Genomic DNA, 21,040 nt, shown 5'->3' with positions numbered 1-21,040 from the left:
TGTCTGATCAGGCAGGATTGGCAGATGGAGCGCCGTGATCTCGCTTTGCTGCCCAAGGCACATCTGCATCTGCATTTCACCGGTTCGATGCGGCACAGCACCCTCGTGGAGCTGGCGCTCCGGCATGGCGTGCGCCTGCCCGAGGCGCTCGTGTCGGAGTGGCCGCCCGCACTGCGCGCCACCGACGAGCGCGGCTGGTTCCGCTTCCAGCGGCTGTACGACCTCGCCAGGTCGGTGCTCCAGCGGCCCGACGACCTGATCCGGCTCGTCCTGGAGACCGCCGAGGACGAGGCCGCGGAGGGGTCGGGCTGGCTGGAGATCCAGGTCGACCCGTCGGGCTATCAGAGCCGTTTCGGCGGGCTCACGCCCACGCTGGAGCTGGTCCTGGAGGCCGCGCGCCGGGCCGAGGAGGCCACCGGGGTCGGCATCGGCGTGATCGTCGCGGCGAACCGGACCCGGCATCCGCTGGACGCGAAGATCCTCGCGAGGCTCGCCGCGCAGTACGCCGGCCGGGGCGTCGTCGGCTTCGGGCTGTCGAACGACGAGCGGCGCGGCAGGCCGTACGAGTTCGAGGGCGCGTTCCGCATCGCGGCCAGGGCCGGGCTGCTGCTGGCGCCGCACGGCGGGGAGCTGCAGGGCCCGGAGTCGGTGCGGCCTTGCCTCGAACTGCTGCACGCCGACCGGCTCGGCCACGGAGTGCGCTCCGTGGAGGATCCGCGCCTGGTCGAGCAGATCGCCAGGCTCGGGGTGACCCTGGAGGTCTGCCCTGCGTCGAACGTGTCGCTGGGGGTGGCCTCCAGTGCCGCGGAGGTCCCGGTGCGGACCCTGTTCGAGGCGGGCGTGCCGATGGCGCTGGGCGCCGACGACCCGCTGCTGTTCGGTTCGCGGCTGGTCACCCAGTACGAGCTGGCGCGCAGCGAGCACGGCTTCACCGACGAGGAACTCGCCGCGCTCGCCCGGTCGTCGATCCACGGCTCGGCCGCGCCCGAGGCGGTCCGCAAACGGCTGCTGGCGGGCGTGGACGACTGGCTCGCGGCGCCCGCCTAGCGCGCGGTGCCCGGGGTGTCCTCGTCGAGGCTGAGGCCGATGAAGACCGGCTCGTTGACGAGAGTCACCCCGAAGGCCGCCCGGACCCCTTCGCGCACCTCGCGGGCGAGGGCGACGAGGTCGGCCGCGGTCCCTTCGGCGCCGGGATTGGTGAGCGCGAGGGTGTGCTTGGTCGACAGCCGGACGGGCCCTCGGGCGTGGCCCCTGGTGAATCCCGCGCGGTCGATGAGCCAGGCCGCCGAGGTCTTGGTGCGGCCGTCGGGCTCGGGGAAGGCCGGGAAGCCCTCCGCGCGCTCGGTGAGGAGGGCGAGTTCCGCGGGGGTGAGGATCGGGTTGGTGAAGAAACTGCCCGCGCTGCGCGTGTCGGGGTCGGCGGGGTCGAGGACCATGCCCTTGCCCTTGCGCAACTCCAGGACCGCCGCGCGCACTTCGGGCAAGGGCGCGCACTCGCCCGCCTCGACGCCCAGGCGCCGCGCGAGCTCGGCGTACTTGACGGGGCGGGACTCTCCGGTCTCGGCCAGCGCGAAGGTGACAGAGAGCACGACGTGCCTGTCGTCGCCCTTGAAGGCGCTGTGCCGGTAGGTGAAGGCGCACTCGTCTGCGGCCAGGGTGCGGATCGCGTCGTCCTTGCGGTCGTAGACGCGGACCTCGGTGATCGTCTCGCTGACGTCCTGGCCGTAGGCGCCGACGTTCTGGATCGGGGTGGCGCCGACCCGGCCGGGGATGCCGGACAGGCACTCCAGCCCGGCAAGCCCCGCGGCGACGGTCCTGGCGACGAGCGCGTCCCAGTCCTCGCCCGCCTCGGCCCGGACGGTGCCGCCGTTGATCGCGACACCGCGGGTGGCGACCCGCACGACGGTGCCGGGGAAGCCCGCGTCGCTGACGACGAGGTTGCTGCCGCCGCCGAGGACGAGGACGGGCTCGCCCTCCCGGTCGGCGGCGCGCACCGCGGCGACGAGGTCGTCCTCGGTGGTGACCTCGACGAAGGTGCGGGCGGGCCCGCCGAGGCGCAGGGTGGTGTATCCGGACAGGAGGACGTCCTGGCAGTGGACGTTCATGTCTCCCCCTCGGTCGCACGGGCTGGGCGGGGCGAGCCCGGTGGGGCGGGCTCGGGCGGGGCGCTGCGCGCACGCGTGACGCCGCGTGCGCGCACGACCCGGTCTCAGGCTAGCCGGACGACGGCCTTGGCCTGGCTCAGCACCTTCTGGTCGCCGGAACGGGCGGTGAGGCCGACGACGACCTTGTTGTCCGCGAGCTTCTCCTCGACGACCCCGCTGATCACGATGGTGGTGCCGGCCTGGTGGGGGACGGGGACCATGCCGGCGAAGCGGACGCCGTAGTCCAGGACGGCGCCGGGGTCGCCGACCCAGTCGGTGACGAACCTGCCGCCCTGGGCCATGGTGAACATGCCGTGCGCGATGATGTCGGGGAGGCCGACGGACTTGGCGAAGTGCTCGTCCCAGTGGATGGGGTTGAAGTCACCGGACGCGCCCGCGTACATCACGAGGTTGAGCCGCTTGACGTCATAGGTCTGCGCCGGGATCTCGGTGCCGACCTCTACCTCGTCGTACTTGACGGTAGCCGCCATGATCACGCCCCCCGCTCGACGATGGTGTTGTACGTGGTGACGACGAGCTCGCCCTGCGCGTCCCGGATCTCGGTGACGATCTTCAGCAGCTCGTTGCGGCCGGCCTTGCGGATGTCGGCGATGGTCGCCTGCGCGGACAGGGCGTCCCCGGCGACGATCGGGCGCTTGTACTCGAAGCGCTGCTCGCCGTGCACGACCATGGCGTAGTTGAGACCCAGCTCGGGGTCGGAGAAGTAGTCGCCGCCGAGGGAGAACGCGATCGGGAACGTGGGCGGGGCGACCACGTCGGGGTGGCCCGCGGCCTGCGCCGCCTCGGGGTCGCGGTAGATCGGGTTGCGGTCGCCGATCGCGTCGGCGAACTCGCGGATCTTCACCCGGGAGACCTCATAAGGAGGACTGGGCGGAAAGGTCCGCCCGATGAAATCGGTGTTGAGTGCCATGCCGCTTTCCTTCCGAGTCTCTTCGGACCTCGGTTCCCGAGGGGGTGGCAGGGGAACCGTTCGCGCCTAGTGGGGAAGGTTACAGAATGACGTTCGGCCCGTCCCCGGCGGGTGCGCCTGGGAACGGGCCGAATTAGGCAAGCGCTCGGTTTACCGAGGCGCCCGGAGACCTCGTGTCAGCGGGTCTCGCGGTGCGGGCGGTGGCACCGGCAGTTGGGGCAGTACTTCTTGAGGTCCAGGCGGTCCGGGTCGTTGCGCCGGTTCTTCCGCGTGATGTAGTTGCGGTGCTTGCACTCCTGGCAGGCCAGCGTGATCTTCGGCCGAACGTCGGTGGCAGCCACGATGGAGTGCCTTTCTGTTCAAGGGATTCGGACATACTGATCCGACCACGTCCCGGGGGGACTTTGATGTGATCGGATTTTGTAGCGAGGGCCGGACTTGAACCGGCGACACAGCGATTATGAGCCGCTTGCTCTGCCTGACTGAGCTACCCCGCCATGACATACCGCTGGCGGTACCGCTTAAGAGTACCTGATCCAGAGGTCGCCCGAAACACAGGGAACGCCCGGCCCGATGCGGGCCGGGCGTCACTTCCGTGTTTCTTCGAGCCCCTTTACGGAATCGAACCGTAGACCTTCTCCTTACCATGGAGACGCTCTGCCGACTGAGCTAAAGGGGCTTGCGTCGTGCTCGCAGGGAAAACAATACACGCTCCCGACCCCTAGTGCGAACCGGATAACGGGCGGCTCCGGCCGGGTGCCGCCGAGGCCGTATCCCGTCCCGTCCGGCCTGCCCTTTCCGCCTGGTCCGCGGGGTATTCGTCATCGTGCGCGCGGTCCCGGCAGGCCGTTCCGCCCCCGGGCAGCGCGCCGCTCAGCAGGAAGGTGTCGACGACCCCGCGGGTGCAGTCGCCCATCGGGTAGAACCCGTGGCCGCCCGACTCGTTGACGACCAGCGCGCTGCCGTCGAGCCTGCCGTGCAGGGCCCGCGCCCAGTGGACGGGCGTCGCGGCGTCGTGGCTGTTGTGCACCAGGAGGATCGGGGGCGCCCCGAGGGCGGTGAGCGCCCTGCCCGCCTCGGGCAGGGAAGGCACCGGCCAGTCGACGCAGGCGAGCCATTGGGATTCGACCTGCCTGCCGAACAGGGGCGCGACGGTCATCGCCTCGTCGCCCGCGCGGGCCGCGGCCTGTGCGGTGCGCTCCTCGGGGCGCAGGTGCGGGCAGAGGACCGCGTGGTAGCCGGCCGGGACGGTGTCCGCGCGGCCTCCCGGCTCGGCCTGCTCGGTGGTGAGGGCGCGCAGGGCCGAGCCGTCGCCGCGCAGGGCCTTGGCCAGCGCCTCGGCGACCTTGGGCCAGGACGCCTCCCGGTAGGTGGCCAGTTCGATCACCCGCAGCAGTTCGCGGCTGGTGACCGGGGTGCTGCCGGAGGCCGTCCGCAGGGGCCTCCGGTCGACCCGGGCGACCATCCGGCCGACCCGGGACAGGATGTCGTTGCGGTCCGCGCCGAGCGGGCAGCCGCCCTGCTCGACGCAGGTGGCGACCATCACGCCGAACGCGGTCTCGAATCCGACGGCCTGGGCCGACGGGTCGCCGGGCCAGCCGGTGGGGTCGGCGACGGAGTCGAGGGCCATCCGCCCGACGGATCTGGGGAACAGGTGGGCGTAGAACTGGCCGAGGACCGTGCCGTACGAGGCGCCGTAGTAGTTCAGGGAGTTCTCACCGAGGACGTGCCTGACGACTTCGAGGTCGCGGGCCACGTCGGGGGTCCGGACGTGGCCGATCCGCCCGCCCGCGGTCGCCGCGCAGCTCATCGCGAAGGCGCGGGCGTAGTCGCCGGTGGACTCTGCCTGGTCCATCGCGGTCGTCGCCGCGCAGGAGACGGGATCGCTTTCGCCCACTCCCCTGGGGTCCATGCCGACGATGTCGTAGCGCGCGCGCAGGTCGTCGGAGAAGAAGGAGCGCGCGCGGAAGGTGAAGGCGAGGCCGGAGGATCCCGGCCCGCCCGGGTTGGTGACGAGGGAGCCGATACGCCGTGTGGAGTCGGCCGCGGGCAGCCGGTTGAGCGCGAGCGCGAGGCTGGGCCCGGCGGGGTCGGCGTAGTCCACGGGCACCTTGACGCGGGCGCACGAGAAGGAAGGGTCGTGGGCGCAGGGCGTCCACAAGGGCCGTTGGGAGTAGAAGTCGCGCAGGGGGTCGGCGGGCGGGGGCGCGAAGGCGGGGATCCAGGCGATCGCCAGCCCCGCCAGAGCCAGCCAGACACGCACGCCCATCCGGCTTCCCCCGAAGCTGTCCGATCGTGAATTTCCCCCTACGGTGTGTAGTGATTCCCGCGCTTTGTCCGGTTAAGCCTGGGAGTCCCGGCTTGCCGCGTCGAACAGTGCCCACTCCCGGGCGGCGGCCTCCGGGTCGCCCGCGCGGATGGCCTCCACGAGCCTGGCGTGGTCGACGTGGCGGTCGGGGGTCAGCTCACCCGAGAAGAGGTCGCGCAGCTCGGCCCGGAAGAAGTCGCCGAGGTCGGCGTAGATCCCGTTGAGCGCCGGGTTGTGGGCCGCCTCGACGATCGCGTGGTGCAGGGCGGCGTCGATCTGGACGAAGTCCTCCAGCTCCCCGGTGCGCTCGGCGTGCGCCCAGGCCCGCTCGCGCCGTTCCAGCAGTTCGTCGAGCCGGGCGAGGTCGGCGTCGGTCCTGCGCAGGGCGGCGAGGCCCGTGGCCGATCTCTCCAGCATCATCCGGAGTTCCTTGACGTGCGCGTGCCCGACGTCGGCGAAGCTGCGCCGCATGACCCCGGCGAGCTCGCTGGTGGCCACCACGTAGGTGCCGGAGCCTTGGCGGATGTCGAGGAGCCCGTTGTGGGCGAGGGCGCGGACCGCCTCGCGAAGGGTCCCGCGCGCCACCCCGAGCTGCTCGGCGAGTTCGGGCTCGGTGGGGATCCTGCTGCCCACCGGCCAGCGGCCCTCGGTGATCTGCTCCCGGAGCTGGGCGGCGACCTGCTCGAAGAGCGGTGCGCGCCGTGCGGACGACAACGTCATGGGGGCATGGTCCCATCCGGCCGGTCGAAATAATTCATCCAATCATTCTATGATTGCCCCCATGACGCTCGCCACCCCCCTGCGCCGTGCCACCGCGGCCGGACCCGTCGTCGCCCTGATCCTGCTCGTGTCGTTGAACCTGCGGCCGGGCGCCACCACGGTCGGCCCCCTCCTGCCCGAGATCAGGGCCGGCATCGGCCTCAACGGCTTCACCGCGGGACTGCTCACCGCCCTGCCCCCGCTGTGCTTCGCCGCGTTCGGGCCGCTCGCCCCGCGGATCGCCCGCCGGTTCGGCGCGGCCGGGGCGCTGGGCGTCGGCATGCTCATGCTGGCCGCCGGGATCGCGGTCCGGTCCCTCGCCGGAGGGCCCGCGGTGTTCCTGCTGTGCACGATGCTCGCGCTGGGCGGGATCGCGATCGCCAACGTGCTGATGCCCTCGGTGGTCAAGCGCGAGTTCCCCCAGCGCGTCGGCCTGATGACCGGCATCTACACCGCCGTCCTGACCATCGGCGCGGCGACGGGCGCGGCGCTCGCCGTGCCGGTCGCCGAGGCGCTCGGATCGTGGCGGAGCGGCCTGTCCGTCTGGGGCGTCATCGCGCTGGTCGCGCTGATCATCGCGGTGCGCTGCCGTGGACTGACGGCCAGGACCGACGGGGGTCCCCGCACGCTGCCGCCGCTGCGGCGCAGCCGGACGGCGTGGGGGCTCGCGGTGTTCTTCATGGTGAACGCGACCGCGGCCTACTTCACGATGGGCTGGATGCCGCAGATCTACCAGGACGCCGGGTTCTCGCCGAACACCGCGGGCCTGCTGCTCGCCCTGTGCATCGCCATCGGCATCCCGCTCGCCTTCGTCATGCCCGTGCTCGCGACCCGGCGGCCGAACCAGCGCGCGCTGGTGGCGGTGTTGCTCGGCACCGGCGTGATCGCGTACGGCGGGCTCGCCTTCTGGCCCTCGACCATGCCCTGGCTGTGGGCGCTGCTGAGCGGGATCTCCCAGTCCGCGTTCCCGCTGGCGCTAGCGCTGATCGGCCTGCGGGCGCGGACCGACGAGGGCGTCACGCTGCTGTCGTCCTTCGCGCAGAGCACCGGCTACCTGTGCGCGGTGCCCGGGCCGATCATCATGGGCGTCGCCTACCAGTGGACGGGCGGCTGGGAGGTGCCGCTGCTCTTCCTGATCGCGCTGCTGGTCCCCGCGCTCATCGGCGGGCTCCGGGCGGCCTCCCCGCATGTGCTGGAGGACGAGCTCTAGACCTCGGTCTCCGGGCCTCCCGGTTCCGCCGGGGGCTCGGCGAGCGGGAGGCGCATCTCGAAGCGGCCGCCCGGGCCGTCGACGACGCCCAGGGTGCCGCCGAAGTTGTGCGCGATCTCCCGCGCGATGGGCAGGCCGAGGCCCGTCCCACCGGTGTCGCGGTCGCGGGACTCCTTGAGCCTGGCGAACCGTTCGAAGATCCGTTCCCGATACTCCTCCGGCACGCCGGCCCCGTCGTCGTAGACGCCGAGCACCGCCTGCGGGCCGTCCGCCCGGACCTGGACGCGGACGCCCTCCCGGCCGTGCCGCTCGGCGTTGGCGAGCAGGTTCTCCAGCACCCGGGACAGACGCAGGCCGCTGCCGCGGACCCATATCCCGTCGGCGAGGTCCGCGGTGATCGGGAGCCGGTCGGTCATCCGCTGGGCGATCTCGTCCCGGACGAGACCGCCGAGGTCGAGGGTCACGCTGGGCGGGGCCGCGCCCGCCTCGAGCCGGGCGAGCTCCAACAGGTCCTCGACGATCGCGCTGAGCCGTTCGACGTCGTGGACCGCCTCGCTGACGTCCTCCTTCCAGGGGTAGTCCTCGTCTTCTCCGTCCAGTACCTCAAGGCGGGTGAGCAGGCCCGCGATGGGGTTGCGCAGGTCGTGGGAGGCCTCGGCGACGAACCTCCGCTGCCGGTCGGTGGCTTGCTCCAGCCGCCCTAGTGTGGCGTTGACGGTCTCGGCCAGCTCCTGCACCTCTCCCCCGCCGCTGTAGTGCACCGGGACGCGCCGGGAGAGGTCGGAGGCGGTGATCTCGGCCAGTTCGCCGGTGATCTCCTCGACGGGCCGCAGGGCCGCGCCGATGGCCGTCCAGGTGCCGAGGCCGATCAGGCAGATCAGCGCGAGCAGCAGGATCAGCGCCCGCGCGCCCAGCGCGGCGCCGTCGTCATTGAGGAGGCCGGGCAGCTCGACCGCGGCGTAGACCGTCACCGGCTGCCCGTAGGCCGACTCCCCGACATGGAAGCCGACGACGTAAAGGCAGTGATTGAAGTTCTGCGGGCACGCCGTGGTGTCGATCCTGATGTCGTCGGCGTCGGCGGGCCTGGCCGTGGAGACGGGCGGATCGCCGTGCAGCCGGAGACTGGCGGCCAGCACCTCGTTGTGGGCCCCGACGACCTGGACGAGGTCGGTGTGCGCGGTGTTGATCCGCGGGATGGGGTCGCCGAGCCGCTCGGTGACCGCCTTGATCGCCAGGGATCTCGCGGTGTGCGAGGCGGTCTCCGCGGCCTCGCCGACCGAGCGCTGGCGGATCAGCGCGAGCACCAGGAGCAGGCAGATCGAGAGGACGACCGCGGCGGCGCCCACGGCGATCGCGGTGACGCGGCCGCGCACGGAATGGAACGCCCTCGCCCAGATACGGGCGAAGCGTCCTTTCCATGAGCCCCCGTCCACGCCACCCCCGATGTCACGCATCGCCCGAAACGGGGTGTACCCGCAGGTCAGGGCGGGTGAACCCGGTGTCCGTCAGCGGCGGCGGATCGCGCGGAGCACCGTGAACTTGGGGTTGGCCGCGGCGACGGTGCAGCCGCCGAAGATCCGCCGGAGGGCCGCATGGTGGCCGAGATGGCGGTTGGCGACGACCCAGAGCTCGCCGCCGGGGGCGAGCGCGCGGCGGGCGCCGGCGAACATCCGGCGGGCCGCGGCGTCGGTGGTGGCCTGATGGGAGTGGAAGGGAGGGTTGGTGAGGACGAGGTCGCAGGAGCCGGGTTCGAGGTCGCCGATCCCGTCGGCCGCGGTGAAGACGCCCCCGGCGACGCCGTTGGCGGCGAAGGTGGCGCGGGCCGATTCCACGGCGGCGTAGGACTCGTCGGTGCAGACGACCTCGGCGCCGGGGTGGGTGAGCGCGGCGGCGAGGCCGAGGACTCCATTGCCGCAGCCGAGGTCGACGATCCGGCGGGCGCCGGGCCGGACGGGCAGGTGGTGCAGCAGGAACCGGGTGCCGATGTCGAGGCGGTCGGCGCAGAAGACCCCCGCGTGGTTGACGACCGTGCGACCGGAGACGGGTCCGGCGTCGCCGTCGAGCACGTAGGTGAGCGGCCAGGGGTCGGGGCCTGGATCGAGGTCCGGGTCGTATTCGGCGAAGATCAGCCGGGCCTTGCGCTCGGCGAGCGAGGTGCGAGTGGGCCCGATGACCCGCTCGAACAGGCGAAGGGTCGAGGTGTGGATCTCCTTGACCAGGCCGGCGCCGAGCACCGTCGCGCCGGGGACGAGGGCGGGGCGCAGCGCGCGCAGGCCGTGCTCCAGCGCGGCGAGGCTCTTGGGCACCCGGACGAGGAGCGCGCCCGCCTTCTCCGGCAGGGGATCGCCGGGGGCGCGGAACGCGACGGCGGCCGGGTCGATCCCGTTGCGGGCGAGGTTGGCCAGGGCGGCGCGGTGGCCGAGGAAGGAGTCGGTGCGGGAGACCGGCCGGTCGGCGGCGAGCGCGGTCGCGAGGGCGCCCCATCGGTCGCCGAGGAGCACGACCTGACCTTCGGGTGAGATCTCCCTTCCGGCGAGGTGACGCAGCAGATACTCGTCCGCGGCGTCCCAGGCGCGCAAGGTGTCGCGTTCGTCTTCGGGGTACCGGCCGAGGTCCAGCTCACCCCGGGCCGTCGTCAGCCGCTCCAGCACCGGCCCAGGTTAGCCGCCCGCCTGCGGTGGCCGTGCTCGGGTGCCCCGAGATCAAAGCTGGACAAACGCGTATTTACGCCAATAATTACCCACTGTCTGGCAGGTAGCGAACGAATCTCAGAGGTGGCCGCGTTGCATCCCTTCCGTGCAGCAGTCGACAAAGGCGACACCGAGGCCTTCGCGGCCCTACTCGCCGAAGACGCGGTCTTCAACAGCCCCGTCGCCTACAAGCCGTACCGGGGCAGGGAGACCGTGGCCGCGGTCCTGCGCGCCGCCTTCGGCGTCTTCGAGGACTTCCAGTACGTGCAGGAGATCTCCGACCCCGCCGCGGGCTCCCACGCCCTGGTCTTCAAGGCGCGGATCGGGCCCACCGAGGTGCACGGCTGCGACTTCCTGACCACCGGCCGGGACGGCGCCATCACCGACTTCACCGTCATGCTCCGCCCCATGTCCGCCGTGCACGCCATGTCCGAGGCGATGCGCCCCCAGGTGGAGGGCATCTCCCGCGAGACCGCGGGCTGCTGAACGCGCGCGGGCCCCGCACCGCGGAGCGCGGTGCGGGGCCCGGGACGCCTCGGAGAGACGGCGGCGAAGGCTAGTCGGCGGAAGCCAGGGTCAACGTGCGGAGCTTGGAGATCGCGAAGGCCAGGGCCACCACCGTGGTGATCACCGACAGGATGAGGCCCGTGGTCACCGACGAGCCGATGTCGACCGTGGTGGCCGAGGTGAGGGCGTCGACGGTGGACAGGCCCCAGCTTTGGACGGAGAGGTTCCGCGACCCGGCCACGAAGCCGCCGATCATGGATTCCCACACCAGCGCGTAGATGAGCCCGATCGTGACGGCGTTGCGGCTCACCACGGCCAGGGCCAGGAAGACGGCCCCGTAGACCACGCCGCTCTGGAGGGCGCCGACGGCGAACGCCCAGGGGACGTCCGAGCCGGGGCCGAGCATGAGCACGCCGGCCAGCCACACGGGCAGCGCCGCGAAGGCCGCGAGCAGGCCGACCGCGCACACGTACTTGGTGAGCACCACCGACGTGCGCGCGATGGGCTTGGTGAGGACGTACATGATCTGGCCCTCGTCGATCTCGGGGCCGATGACGCCCGTCCCGACGATCAGCGCGAGCAGCGGGAGCAGCACCACGATGCCGAACGCGTGCAGCACGTCCGTGGCGGTCTGCAAGGTGTCGTAGCCGGTGGCCGCCAGCCCCGTCGCGAGCGCCAGCAGGACCACGGGCAGCAGGAACAGCAGGATCGCGCGGCGGCGGCCGAGCACACCGCGCAGGGTCAGGGCGACGATCGTCGAGTTCAATTTTCCACCAGGTAGCTGAAGACGCTTTCGAGGGACTCGTCCGACGGGGATACCTCGCGCAGCCGCACGCCGGCCTCCTTGGCCAGGCGCGGCAGCAGCCGGGTGAAGCGCGCGAAGTCGCCCGCCTCCACCTCCAGGCCCTGGTCGGTCACCCGCACGGCGGTCGCCGAGCCGTCGGCGATCACCGCGGCGGCCAGGGCCCGGTCGTCGGAGGAGCGCAGCGAGAACAGGTGGGCACGGTCGGTCATCAGCCGGCGGATCTCGCGGAAGTCGCCGGACGCGGCGTGCCGCCCCGCGACGACGACCTCGATGTGGGTCGCGAGCCGCTCGACCTCCTCCAGGATGTGCGAGCTGAACAGGATCGTGCGCCCCTGGTCGGCCATGCCCCGGATGAGGTCCATGAGCTGGAGCCGCTGGCGCGGGTCCATTCCGTTGAACGGCTCGTCGAGCAGCAGCACCGCCGGGTCGTGCACCAGCGCCGAGGCCATCTTGATGCGCTGCTTCATGCCCTTGGAGTACGTGCCGATCTGGCGGGCGGCGGCGTAGTCCATCTCCACGAGCCCGATCGCCCGCTTCGCCGCGGCCTTCGGGTCGGCCAGCTTGTGCAGCTTGGCCATCGCGAGGATGAACTGATCGCCGGTGAGGAAGTCGTAGGCGCTCTCCCGCTCCGGCACCAGGCCGATCTGCCGGTAGACCTCGGGGTGGCCCCAGATGTCCTGTCCGTCGATCTTCAGCGTGCCCGTCGACGGGCCGAGGAAGCCGCCCATCATGTGGATGAGCGTGGACTTGCCGGCGCCGTTCGGACCGAGCAGGCCGGTGACGCCGGGCCCGATCGTCATCGAGATCCCGTTGACGGCGACGACGTTGCCGTACCAGCGCGAGACGTTCTCCACGGTGATGACGGCCATCACGCGCCCGCCTTCCGGAACCGGGCGTGCAGCGCGGCCAGCGAGCCGGCGACGATGAGCACGCAGAACAACAGGAAGACGACGCCGGCGCCGTCCGGTGGGGAATAGATGATCGGGGCCTCGGCGGCGCCGAACAGGGACACCTGGGTGCCGTAGACGAGCTTGACCGGGGTGAACAGGTTCATCCATCCGGCCAGCTCATAGGCGCCGCGCGTGTCGGCGATGCCCTGCACGATCCCCACGATCGCGTTGGACATCAGGTAGAGGGCGATGACCGCGGCGACGCCGAAGCCGCGTCGCGGGGTGAAGGCCGCGACGAGCAGCGCGAAGGACGACAGGACCAGGGCCAGCAGCAGCGCGCCCACCAGGGCGAGCGCCCACTGCCCGGTGGCCTCGGCGACGGTGGCGATGTCGGCGGCGTCGCGGAAGGACCCCTCCTGCGAGGCCGCGTCGACGATGCCCGGCCGGGTGAAGAGGTACCCGACGTACATGAGGGTCATGGGCAGCGCGGTCAGCAGCAGCAGCGCCGTGGTGAACGCGCCGAACTTCGCCAGGACGAAGTCGCGCGGCCCGACCGGCCGCGAGAAGTACAGGGGGACGACCCGGTACCGGATCTCCCGGGACGCCGCCACCGGGGCCTGCGCGGCGAGGAAGATCGCGATGAGCGGCTGGAAGCCGTAGCCGTACGCCTGGAGCGGCACGATGAACTCGGCCTCTTTCACGACCGCCTTGACGACGATGTCGGCGAGCGCGGGCAGCATCAGCATGGCCAGCAGCGCGAAGGGGATGATCTTGGCCTTGGCGCCGCGGCCGAATCCGAACAGGGTGCGCAGGTTGTGGACGTACAGCGCCCGGACGGTCTGGGCGTGGCTCTGGCGCGGGCCGTCGTAGTGGCGGTACCCGATGTCGTGGATGGCGGTGCTCACCGCTGGAACACCTCCTCGATGTGGTGGCGCGCCTGCTCCATCCGGATGAGCGCGAGGTCAAGGTCGACGACGCCGTCGCGGATCACGTCGTAGGTCTCCTCCCCGTCGAGGCGCACCACGAGCGTGCGGCCCTCGGGCCGGACCTCGAGGCCGCGTTCGGCGAGGCGGGCGCCGAGTTCGTCACGGCCCTCCTCGACCTCGACGACGAGCATGCCGCTGGTCTCGGTGAAGGAGGAGACCGCCGACGAGCGCAGCAGCTTCCCGCCGTCGATGATCACGACGTTGTCGCAGATCCGCTCCAGCTCGCCCAGCAGGTGCGAGGTGACCAGGACGCTGATGCCGAACTCGGCGCCGATCCGCCGGATCAGGCCGAGCATCTCGTCGCGGCCGCGCGGGTCGAGGCCGTTGGTGGGCTCGTCGAGGAAGACCAGGCGCGGGTCGTGCACGAGCGCCTGGGCGAGCTTCACCTTCTGCCGCATGCCCGTGGAGTAGCCGCCGATCGGGCGGTACCGCTCCTCGTACAGGCCGACATGGCGCAGCACGTCGGCGGCGCGCTCACGGGCGGCCGTCGCGGGCAGGCCGGACATCCGGGCCATGTGGACGACGAACTCGGTGGCCGACACGTCGGGGGGAAGGCACTCGTACTCGGGCATGAAGCCGACCTGGCGGCGGATCTCCGCGCCGCCCGTCGCGATGTCATGGCCGAGCACCTCGGCGGTGCCGGACGTCGGCTTCTGCAGACCCAGCAGGATCTTGATGAGGGTCGACTTGCCCGCTCCGTTCGCGCCGACGAGCCCGGTGACGCCGGGCTCGACGCCGACGCTGAGCGATTCCAGCGCGGTCACGCCGGGGAACCTCATCGTGAGGTCCCGGATGGTGATGATGGGCATGAGGCAAGGCTAGGGGGGTTCGGGCGAGCGCGTCATCCCTCCTCGGAACGACCCATACCCCTCCGTAGGACGAGCTTCCAGCACAACCACTGCACGACGAACGTGACGATCCCGGCGATGATCATGCCGCCGATGTTCACGCCGAGCTGGAGCACCGACCCGCGTACCTCGGAATAGTGCCCGAGCGCGAGCGCGACGGCGAGGTTTCCCGCGGCCGGGACGGTGGTCACCGAGATGAAGACGCCGACCAGCGCCTCGGCCTTCCCGGACGTCAGCGAGAGCACCCCGGCGATGCCCGCGAGGATCGCGACGAGGAACGACCACCGGTCCGGGCTGTAGACGAATCCGGTGAGCGGGCGGTCCGCGGGGAGTTCCGCGAGGTCCAGGAAGCCCGTGAACCGGCCGATCCGGGTGCACACGTAGGTCACCGCGATCGCGAGCACGAAGCCGACGACGAGGGTCAGGTTGGCACGCCGCAGCAGTTCCCAGCGGGCCGTCAGCAGCGCGAACGCGATCGCGGCGATGGGCACGAACTCGGGGCCGAGCACCATCGCGCCGACGACGAGGATCGGCGAGTCGAGCAGGGCGGCGATTCCGGCGAGCATGGTCGCGAGGACGAGGAAGGCGCCGAACGTCCAGGTGAGCCGGGAGCCGTCCTGGAGATGCCGGAAGACCTGGTCCCACACGACGGCGTCGTCACCGTGGCCGGGTGCCCGCTCCTCCGCCTCCGCGGCCGCGTCGGAGAGGGCGAGGTCCACTTCGGAGGCGGCGATCGACCCCGTCCTGGCGATCCCGCGGGCCTTGAGCGCGGTCAGGACGTCGTCGGTGGCCTCGCGGGCGACGTCGCACAGGACCACGTCCCCCGACGGCACCCGGGCCGCGCCGGGCAGCACGACGACATTGGTCACCCCGACGTGCAGGGCGAGTTCCGCGACGACCGCGTCGGTCTCATCGGGCGGCACGATCGCGCGCACATGCAGCATGCCGCCCATGCTGCCGCAGCCGGACCCTCCCGCGTAATCTGACAATTCCCCCGAACCAGGGCCAATGCCCACAGAAAACTGAAGAGGTGTTCCCCCCATGCTCCGCGTGGCCCTCGCCGCGGTATGCGCAGGTCTGACCCTGACCTCCTGCTCGGTCTCCCTCACCGCCCCCGACCGCGAGCCCGTGAACGCCGACGCCCCCGAGAGCACCGTCGACCTCGAAAGACTGCGCGTCGCCGAGGAGGTCGACGACGGATCGTACGAGCGCAAGGCCTTCGGCAGTTCCTGGAAGGACGTCGACGACAACGGGTGCGACACCCGCAACGACATCCTCGCCCGTGACCTCGTCGAGGTGGAGAAGCGCGACGACTGCGTCGTCCTGTCCGGCGTGCTGAAGGACGACCCCTACGGCGACGGCTCCATCGACTTCACGCGCTCGCGGCCCACCGAGATCCAGATCGACCACGTCTACCCGCTCGCGCTCGCCTGGCGGATGGGCGCGTCGAAGTGGGACAAGGCGCGGCGCGAGGAGTTCGCCAACGACCCGCGCAACCTCCTCGCCGTCGGCGGCCGCGCCAACCAGCGCAAGGGCGACTCAGGCCCCGAGGAGTGGCAGCCGCCGCAGGACTTCCGCTGCGACTACGCGAGCCGCTTCACGCGGGTCGCCCTCGCCTACGACCTGCCCGTCACGGCAGGCGCCGAGGACGGGCTCGCGACGATGCTGAAGTCCTGCTGAGCCTCAGCGCGCGGTGCTCATGGGACGGCGAGCCGGTGCCGGGCCACCCGGCACCATGGACCGTTCCCCTCTTCGGTGCGCCGGGCCTTGATCGCGACGCTGAGCAGCGTCAGCAGCAGCTTCACGTCGCTCTCCCCCTCCAGCCGCACCCGGATCGCGGGGCCGTCGGGGATGATCCGGCCCGCACACTCCAGCGCGGGGCGGATCCGGTCGACGCTCGCGCGGCCGACCAGCAGTTCGGCGTCGTCGTCATGGAGATGTGCGACCTGGCCACCGTCGACGGTGAGGGCGACGCCCACTCCGCAGTCGGCACGTTCCACCCGAAGGTGCGGCCAGGAACGGGTCAGCGAGATCACTCGCTGGGAGAAGGGACTTTCCGCGGGGGCGTCGTCCATGGGGCCATGGTGACCCCGTCCGGCGGGCGCCCGGAACCACACACACCCAAATCGTTATCGTCGGATTCGTCGAATGTTCAGCCGACCTCGCGAACCTGGGATTCTCACCGGAAAAGGCCGCGGGAGAGACGCACAGGAATGCCGCGAAGTGCCGACCGCAAAGAGGCTTCGGCAGGGGCTGAGCGGACGGCTTCGGCCGCCCGCGCCTCCCGCTCCCCTACAGATGCGTCCTGACCGCCTCGGCCAGCCGCTCGGCGACCGCGTGCGCCTGGTCCTCGGCCGCGGCCTCCACCATCACCCGGACCATCGCCTCGGTGCCCGACGGGCGGATGAGCACCCGGCCCGAGTCGCCCAGCTCCGCCTCGGCCGCGGCGACGGCGGCGGCCAGTTCCGGCGACGACGCCGCGCGCTCCTTGGCCACCCCGCGCACGTTGATGAGGACCTGCGGCAGCCGCGTCATGCACTTGGCCAGCTCGTCCAGCGGACGGCCCCGGCGGGCGACCGCGGCCAGCAGGTGCAGCCCGGTCAGCACCCCGTCTCCGGTCGTGCCGTGCTCCAGCATGATCACGTGGCCGGACTGCTCGCCGCCGAAGCCGAACGCGCCCTCGCGCATCGCCTCGAGCACGTACCGGTCGCCGACCGCGGTCTCCACGACCGTCAGGCCCTGCTCGCGCAGCGCGATCTTGAAGCCCAGGTTCGACATGACCGTCGCGACGACCGTCGCCGACGGCAGCCGGCCGGCGTCGTGCAGTTCGAGCGCGAGGATCGCCATGATCTGGTCGCCGTCCACGACCTCGCCCGACGCGGTCACCGCGAGGCACCGGTCGGCGTCCCCGTCGAAGGCGAGGCCCGCGTCGGCCTCATGCGCGGTGACCGCGGCGCGCAGCCCGTCCAGATGGGTCGAGCCGACCCCTTCGTTGATGTTGAGGCCGTCGGGCTCGGCGCCGATCGCCACGACCTCCGCGCCCGCCCGGCGCAGCAGGTCGGGCGCGAGGCCCGCCGCGGCGCCGTGCGCGCAGTCCACGACTACGCGCAGCCCGGCCAAGGAGACCCCGACCGTCGCCAGAAGGTGGTCGGCGTAGCGGGAGACCTCGCCCTCGGCCTCGCGGACCCGGCCCACGCCCGCGCCCGTCGGGCCCTGCCAGTCCTCGCCGAGCCTCGCCTCGATCTTGTCCTCGATCTCGTCGGCGAGCTTGAACCCGCTGCGATCGAAGAACTTGATCCCGTTGTCGGGCGCGGGGTTGTGCGACGCCGACAGCATCACGCCCAGGTCGGCGCCCAGCTCCCGGGTCAGGTAGGCGACCGCGGGGGTCGGCAGCACGCCGAGGCGCAGCACGTCCACTCCGGCGCTCGCCAGGCCCGCGACGACCGCGGCCTCGAGGAACTCGCCGGAGGCACGCGGGTCCCTGCCCACGACGGCCACCGGGCGATGCCCTTCGAACGCACCGGCGTCGCCCAGCACCCGCGCCGCCGCGATGGACAGGTCCATCGCCGACCGCGCCGTCAGGTCCCGGTTCGCCAGGCCGCGTACCCCGTCGGTACCGAACAGCCGACCCACGTCAAGATCACCCTCAATCCCAGTAGAAATACGCAGAAGCGGCGGACACCACGTCCTGCACCTTCGTGCATCGTGATGTCCGCCGCCCAGACACACAAGCCGCCAAGAGAAGCGGGCCTGCCAAGCAGCGAGCCTGATTAGCGCTTGCTGTACTGCGGAGCCTTACGGGCCTTCTTGAGACCGGCCTTCTTACGTTCCTTGGCCCGCGGGTCACGGGTGAGGAAGCCGGCCTTCTTCAGCGCGGGGCGGCTGTCGGGGTCGGAGAGCTGGAGCGCCCGGGAGATCCCCATGCGCAGGGCGCCGGCCTGACCGGTGACACCGCCGCCGTTGATGCGCGCGATGACGTCCCACTGGCCCTCGAGGCCGAGCGTGACGAAGGGCTCGTTGATGAGCTGCTGGTGCACCTTGTTGGGGAAGTAGCCCTCGAGGGTGCGGCCGTTGATGGTCCAGTTACCGGAGCCGGGGACGATGCGCACGCGGGCGATCGCCTCCTTGCGGCGGCCGGTCGCCGAAGCGGGGCCGGTCGCGGCGGGCACCCGCACGACGACCTCTTCGACGACGACGGACTCGGTGGTGTACTCCGAAGGAGCGTCCTCGACGTCGAACTCGACGTTCTCGGTCTCGGTCTCGGTGGTCTCAGCCACGTTCTTCAATTCTCCTGTCTGGTCTTCTAAACCGGGGCGGCGGACCCTGCCTAAGCTCTCAGGGCGCCCCAGCGGCCTCTTTTTGATGCGGGGGCTGGCATGAGCCAGACCTACTGGGCGATCTGCCCGATCTCGAACGCGACGGGCTGCTGAGCCCCGTGCGGGTGGTTCGGACCGGCGTAGACCTTCACCTTGCCGAACTGGGCGCGGCCCAGCTTCGTCTTGGGAAGCATGCCCTTGATCGCCTTCTCGACGGCGCGCTCCGGGAACTTCTCGAGCAGGTCCTTGTAGGCCACCGCACGCAGACCACCGGGGTAGCCGGAGTGGCGGTAGGCCTTCTTCTGCTCGAGCTTCTTGCCCGAGAGCGCGATCTTGTCGGCGTTGACGATGATGACGAAGTCACCGGTGTCAACGTGCGGCGCGTAGATCGGCTTGTGCTTGCCCCGAAGCAGGATCGCGACCTGGCTGGCAAGGCGACCCAGCACGACATCTGTCGCGTCGATGACGTGCCACTGACGCTCCACGTCAGCGGGCTTAGGGGTGTACGTGCGCACGGCGTAAGCCTTCTTTTTGTCGACTGTCGGAAACGGCCCTTCAGACGTTCTGTAGCGGCCATGCTCGGCGGCGAAAGGCCGCACTCCTGGCATGTCCGTACCTCAGACGGGCCTGTCAGTGCCGGATGTTGTGACGCCGGAATCGGCTCGCGGATCTCTCAGGACCCGCGCCCTATCAGGCAACCCGACACATACGAACGCCCAGCATATCCGAGCTTGGGAGCATGCGGCAAAGCGGCTGCGCACGCGCGGTCCCGCGTGCCATCGTTGGAGTCAGCGCCGGGCTGTAAGGGCAACTGACGATTCGACCGATAGGCTCAGCATCATGGGTTATCCGGGTGACAGCAACCAGCAGCGGCCGTCCTGGGACAGCGATCCGCTCGACGCCTCCGAGGACGACTGGTCCCGGCACCCCTTGAGCGCCCCCGTTCCCCCGCAGCAGCCCCCGCTCCCGCCCGAAGAGCAGCCGAGCGAAGGCACCGCGTCCTGGCACGGTCCCGAATCCGGCGCCGCATGGGCCGGCGAGCAGCCCGGCGGCGCGTGGCTCGAGGGCGCCGCGGCCCGTCAGCAGGGCCCTTTGGACGACAAGCCCTGGCCGGAGGCCCCGCAGGGCGGCCAGCCCGAGAACCCGCTCGCCGCGCCCTCCGCCGGCTACGCCGACCCGGCTGTCGCGGGCTACGGGAACAACTCCTGGCAGCCGAGCCCGGAGGCCGCCTATGACGGCCCGAGCGGACCGCAGCAGTCCCCTTGGCACGACGGCGTGGGCGCCAGAGGCGCGGGCCCGGGCGTCCCCGCCCCGTCCGGCGAGCCCGCGGGCGGCTACGACAACCCGACCATCGCCACCCCGCCGCCTGCGGCCGAGGGCGGCACCGGCACCTACGCGCTGCCGCAGTACGGCGAGCCCCAGCGCTTCGAGCAGGAGGCCGGCTCCGGGCCGTACCAGCAGGTCGCCGAGCAGGACCCTTACGCGCGCGAGGCTTACGCCCAGGATCCTTACGCGCAGGACCCGTACGCCGCCCCCCAGGGCGCCTACGCCGCCGACCCCTACGGGGACGAGGCGCGCCACGACGCCGAGCGCTTCGGCGGCGGCGCCACGGCCAGCGGCAGCTACGAGGTCCCGCGCTACGACGCCGACCGGTCGTTCAGCGGCGCCCAGGCCGTCCCGCCCCCCGCGGGCTGGGGCGAGCCGCGCGCCGAGTCCGTGCCCCCCCAGCAGGCCAGGGCCGCCCAAGGCGACTCGCCCTACGACCGCGGCGAGCAGTGGCAGCCCGACGGCGCGCGCGAGGAGATCGGCAGCGAGCGGCGCGGTGGAGGCGGTGGAGGCGGTCGCAAGGGCCTGATCATCGCGGGCGGCCTCGTCGCCGCGGTGGTCGTCGCGGGCGCCGGCGCCTACGCGCTCACCCGCGGGGACGAGAAGCCCCCGGGCGGCGGCGCGATGCAGACCGGCGGACAGAACCCGGTCCCCGGAGACTCCGCGGACCCCGGCACCGGCGCCTCGGCCGAGCCCTCGCTCCCGGTCTCCGCGGGCCTGCTCAAGTCCCGCAAGACCGACCCCAAGCCCCTCAAGCCCGGCGAGGTCTTCGCCAAGGACAAATTCACCGTCCAGGGCACCACGTACGTGATGCACATCCGCAAGGTGTCCAAGGACTGCTCGGCGGCGGTGCACGGAACGGCGCTCCAGAGCGCCCTGAAGAAGGGCAAGTGCACCCAGTTCCTGAGGGCGACCTTCGCCACCAAGGACGGGCGCATGATCGGCACCGTCGGCGTGGCGAACCTGGCGACCTCGCAGGCCGCGGCGAAGGCCGAGAAGGCCGCAGGGGACAAGGACGCCTACGTCGTCGCGCTGCCCGGCAAGGGCGTCACGGCCAAGATCGGCCAGGGCGACGCGCTCGGCGCGGCCTGGACCCGCGGGCACTACCTGATCATGACGTGGGTGCAGACGCCCAACGGCAAGCCCGTCCCCGCCAAGAGCAAGAAGCGCGCCCGGATCTTCGCCCAGAACACGGTGAACGGCAGCAATCTCGGCCCGGCGCTGCATTACCGCGACGCCATGGGCAAACCCCCCAACTGATCGGCACACCCGTGATTTCCCGGCGAACCCTCCGCATCTGCACCGGGTTGACTACCCTGT

Annotated in this window: 22 protein-coding genes and 2 tRNA genes; 5 read left to right on the top strand and 19 right to left on the bottom strand. The window is 71.5% G+C overall.

The genetic code is table 11. The features are described from left to right. Window positions 1–24: 24 nt before the first annotated feature. Window positions 25–1,047, top strand: a complete 1,023-nt coding sequence (locus EDD29_RS43925) for an adenosine deaminase (RefSeq protein WP_123670028.1) — start codon at window positions 25–27, stop codon at window positions 1,045–1,047. On the opposite strand, the gene EDD29_RS43920 is transcribed toward EDD29_RS43925, so the two are convergent. The 8 genes from EDD29_RS43920 to EDD29_RS43885 all read right to left on the bottom strand — a co-directional run bounded on the left by EDD29_RS43920 (window position 1,044) and on the right by EDD29_RS43885 (window position 6,103). Continuing rightward, entirely contained in the window at window positions 1,044–2,105 is a 1,062-nt protein-coding gene (locus EDD29_RS43920) for a UDP-N-acetylmuramate dehydrogenase (RefSeq protein WP_123670027.1), read from the bottom strand. The two genes, EDD29_RS43925 and EDD29_RS43920, sit on opposite strands and share 4 nt — an antisense overlap. Window positions 2,106–2,209: 104 nt before the next feature. Next, window positions 2,210–2,635, bottom strand: a complete 426-nt coding sequence (locus tag EDD29_RS43915) for a MaoC family dehydratase (RefSeq protein WP_123671066.1) — start codon at window positions 2,633–2,635, stop codon at window positions 2,210–2,212. A gap of 2 nt (window positions 2,636–2,637) precedes the next feature. Beyond that, window positions 2,638–3,075, bottom strand: a complete 438-nt coding sequence (locus tag EDD29_RS43910) for a MaoC family dehydratase N-terminal domain-containing protein (protein ID WP_123670026.1) — start codon at window positions 3,073–3,075, stop codon at window positions 2,638–2,640. Window positions 3,076–3,251: 176 nt separating this feature from the next. Continuing rightward, the gene (gene rpmG, locus EDD29_RS43905) at window positions 3,252–3,416 is read right to left on the bottom strand and encodes a 50S ribosomal protein L33 (RefSeq protein WP_123670025.1); all 165 of its coding nucleotides are present in this window, start codon (window positions 3,414–3,416) and stop codon (window positions 3,252–3,254) included. 82 nt (window positions 3,417–3,498) lie between these two features. Further along, a tRNA-Met gene (locus tag EDD29_RS43900) sits at window positions 3,499–3,572 on the bottom strand. 109 nt (window positions 3,573–3,681) lie between these two features. Continuing rightward, window positions 3,682–3,754 (bottom strand) — tRNA-Thr (locus EDD29_RS43895). A 42-nt stretch (window positions 3,755–3,796) separates the two neighbouring features. Continuing rightward, complete coding sequence (locus EDD29_RS43890; protein WP_123670024.1) at window positions 3,797–5,344, bottom strand: alpha/beta hydrolase; 1,548 nt, start codon at window positions 5,342–5,344, stop codon at window positions 3,797–3,799. A gap of 72 nt (window positions 5,345–5,416) precedes the next feature. Beyond that, window positions 5,417–6,103, bottom strand: a complete 687-nt coding sequence (locus tag EDD29_RS43885; RefSeq protein WP_123670023.1) for a FadR/GntR family transcriptional regulator — start codon at window positions 6,101–6,103, stop codon at window positions 5,417–5,419. Window positions 6,104–6,164: 61 nt separating this feature from the next. Between EDD29_RS43885 and EDD29_RS43880 the strand changes: the two genes are divergently transcribed. Next, entirely contained in the window at window positions 6,165–7,352 is a 1,188-nt protein-coding gene (locus EDD29_RS43880; RefSeq protein WP_123670022.1) for a CynX/NimT family MFS transporter, read from the top strand. Here the strand turns inward: EDD29_RS43880 and EDD29_RS43875 are convergent. Further along, window positions 7,349–8,725: a sensor histidine kinase gene (locus tag EDD29_RS43875; RefSeq protein ID WP_170201813.1), complete on the bottom strand. Its 1,377-nt coding sequence runs from the start codon at window positions 8,723–8,725 to the stop codon at window positions 7,349–7,351. The genes EDD29_RS43880 and EDD29_RS43875 overlap by 4 nt on opposite strands. A 132-nt stretch (window positions 8,726–8,857) precedes the next feature. Then, window positions 8,858–10,003 carry a methyltransferase gene (locus tag EDD29_RS43870; RefSeq protein WP_246053330.1) on the bottom strand — a complete coding sequence of 382 codons (1,146 nt, stop codon included), beginning with the start codon at window positions 10,001–10,003 and terminating at the stop codon, window positions 8,858–8,860. A gap of 123 nt (window positions 10,004–10,126) precedes the next feature. Here EDD29_RS43870 and EDD29_RS43865 point away from each other — a divergent pair, with 123 nt between their 5' ends. Beyond that, complete coding sequence (locus EDD29_RS43865; protein ID WP_342774474.1) at window positions 10,127–10,528, top strand: nuclear transport factor 2 family protein; 402 nt, start codon at window positions 10,127–10,129, stop codon at window positions 10,526–10,528. A gap of 70 nt (window positions 10,529–10,598) precedes the next feature. On the opposite strand, the gene EDD29_RS43860 is transcribed toward EDD29_RS43865, so the two are convergent. Genes EDD29_RS43860 through EDD29_RS43840 form a run of 5 tightly spaced genes read right to left on the bottom strand, consistent with a single transcriptional unit; the run spans window position 10,599 to window position 15,022 of the window. After that, window positions 10,599–11,315, bottom strand: a complete 717-nt coding sequence (locus EDD29_RS43860; protein ID WP_123670020.1) for an ABC transporter permease — start codon at window positions 11,313–11,315, stop codon at window positions 10,599–10,601. Then, window positions 11,312–12,223, bottom strand: coding sequence for an ABC transporter ATP-binding protein (locus EDD29_RS43855; protein ID WP_123670019.1), 912 nt, complete (start codon window positions 12,221–12,223; stop codon window positions 11,312–11,314). The genes EDD29_RS43860 and EDD29_RS43855 overlap by 4 nt, the downstream gene beginning before the upstream one ends. Continuing rightward, on the bottom strand, window positions 12,223–13,149 hold the full coding sequence (locus tag EDD29_RS43850; protein WP_123670018.1) for an ABC transporter permease: 927 nt from the start codon (window positions 13,147–13,149) through the stop codon (window positions 12,223–12,225). Before EDD29_RS43850 ends, EDD29_RS43855 begins: the two co-directional genes overlap by 1 nt. Continuing rightward, complete coding sequence (locus EDD29_RS43845) at window positions 13,146–14,039, bottom strand: ABC transporter ATP-binding protein (protein WP_123670017.1); 894 nt, start codon at window positions 14,037–14,039, stop codon at window positions 13,146–13,148. The genes EDD29_RS43850 and EDD29_RS43845 overlap by 4 nt, the downstream gene beginning before the upstream one ends. A gap of 32 nt (window positions 14,040–14,071) precedes the next feature. Further along, window positions 14,072–15,022, bottom strand: a complete 951-nt coding sequence (locus tag EDD29_RS43840) for a DUF389 domain-containing protein (protein ID WP_123671063.1) — start codon at window positions 15,020–15,022, stop codon at window positions 14,072–14,074. Window positions 15,023–15,119: 97 nt separating this feature from the next. Here EDD29_RS43840 and EDD29_RS43835 point away from each other — a divergent pair, with 97 nt between their 5' ends. Beyond that, a complete protein-coding gene (locus tag EDD29_RS43835) occupies window positions 15,120–15,758 on the top strand; it encodes an HNH endonuclease family protein (RefSeq protein ID WP_123670016.1) in 639 nt (212 codons plus the stop codon). Between the two features lie 17 nt (window positions 15,759–15,775). Here EDD29_RS43835 and EDD29_RS43830 read toward each other — a convergent pair whose 3' ends face one another. From EDD29_RS43830 to rplM, 4 genes are all read right to left on the bottom strand, one after another. After that, complete coding sequence (locus EDD29_RS43830; RefSeq protein ID WP_148086299.1) at window positions 15,776–16,153, bottom strand: luciferase family protein; 378 nt, start codon at window positions 16,151–16,153, stop codon at window positions 15,776–15,778. Window positions 16,154–16,370: 217 nt separating this feature from the next. Beyond that, window positions 16,371–17,711 (bottom strand): phosphoglucosamine mutase, encoded by a 1,341-nt coding sequence (gene glmM / locus EDD29_RS43825; protein ID WP_123670014.1) that lies wholly within the window; start codon window positions 17,709–17,711, stop codon window positions 16,371–16,373. 137 nt (window positions 17,712–17,848) lie between these two features. Next, a complete protein-coding gene (rpsI, locus tag EDD29_RS43820; protein ID WP_123671062.1) occupies window positions 17,849–18,355 on the bottom strand; it encodes a 30S ribosomal protein S9 in 507 nt (168 codons plus the stop codon). A gap of 110 nt (window positions 18,356–18,465) precedes the next feature. Further along, window positions 18,466–18,909, bottom strand: a complete 444-nt coding sequence (gene rplM, locus EDD29_RS43815) for a 50S ribosomal protein L13 (RefSeq protein WP_123670013.1) — start codon at window positions 18,907–18,909, stop codon at window positions 18,466–18,468. 325 nt (window positions 18,910–19,234) lie between these two features. On the opposite strand from rplM, the gene EDD29_RS43810 reads away from it, so the two are divergent. Then, window positions 19,235–20,980, top strand: a complete 1,746-nt coding sequence (locus tag EDD29_RS43810; RefSeq protein WP_123670012.1) for a hypothetical protein — start codon at window positions 19,235–19,237, stop codon at window positions 20,978–20,980. Window positions 20,981–21,040 lie beyond the last annotated feature (60 nt).

This window comes from Actinocorallia herbida (assembly GCF_003751225.1).
In the GTDB taxonomy this organism is placed as follows: domain Bacteria; phylum Actinomycetota; class Actinomycetes; order Streptosporangiales; family Streptosporangiaceae; genus Actinocorallia; species Actinocorallia herbida.
The sequence above is the reverse complement of the archived record's forward strand: the minus strand, read 5'-3'. Positions and strand labels throughout refer to the sequence as shown.

Bases quoted from the DNA above. Each gene is read 5' to 3' on its own strand.
- EDD29_RS43885 (WP_123670023.1), bottom strand. From the start codon at position 6,103: ATGACGTTGTCGTCCGCACGGCGCGCACCGCTCTTCGAGCAGGTCGCC.
- EDD29_RS43915 (WP_123671066.1), bottom strand. From the start codon at position 2,635: ATGGCGGCTACCGTCAAGTACGACGAGGTAGAGGTCGGCACCGAGATC.
- EDD29_RS43835 (WP_123670016.1), top strand. From the start codon at position 15,120: ATGCTCCGCGTGGCCCTCGCCGCGGTATGCGCAGGTCTGACCCTGACC.
- EDD29_RS43855 (WP_123670019.1), bottom strand. From the start codon at position 12,223: ATGGCCGTCATCACCGTGGAGAACGTCTCGCGCTGGTACGGCAACGTC.
- EDD29_RS43840 (WP_123671063.1), bottom strand. From the start codon at position 15,022: ATGCTGCATGTGCGCGCGATCGTGCCGCCCGATGAGACCGACGCGGTC.
- EDD29_RS43880 (WP_123670022.1), top strand. From the start codon at position 6,165: ATGACGCTCGCCACCCCCCTGCGCCGTGCCACCGCGGCCGGACCCGTC.
- EDD29_RS43925 (WP_123670028.1), top strand. From the start codon at position 25: ATGGAGCGCCGTGATCTCGCTTTGCTGCCCAAGGCACATCTGCATCTG.
- EDD29_RS43845 (WP_123670017.1), bottom strand. From the start codon at position 14,039: ATGCCCATCATCACCATCCGGGACCTCACGATGAGGTTCCCCGGCGTG.
- EDD29_RS43890 (WP_123670024.1), bottom strand. From the start codon at position 5,344: ATGGGCGTGCGTGTCTGGCTGGCTCTGGCGGGGCTGGCGATCGCCTGG.
- EDD29_RS43910 (WP_123670026.1), bottom strand. From the start codon at position 3,075: ATGGCACTCAACACCGATTTCATCGGGCGGACCTTTCCGCCCAGTCCT.
- EDD29_RS43810 (WP_123670012.1), top strand. From the start codon at position 19,235: ATGGGTTATCCGGGTGACAGCAACCAGCAGCGGCCGTCCTGGGACAGC.
- EDD29_RS43920 (WP_123670027.1), bottom strand. From the start codon at position 2,105: ATGAACGTCCACTGCCAGGACGTCCTCCTGTCCGGATACACCACCCTG.
- EDD29_RS43830 (WP_148086299.1), bottom strand. From the start codon at position 16,153: ATGGACGACGCCCCCGCGGAAAGTCCCTTCTCCCAGCGAGTGATCTCG.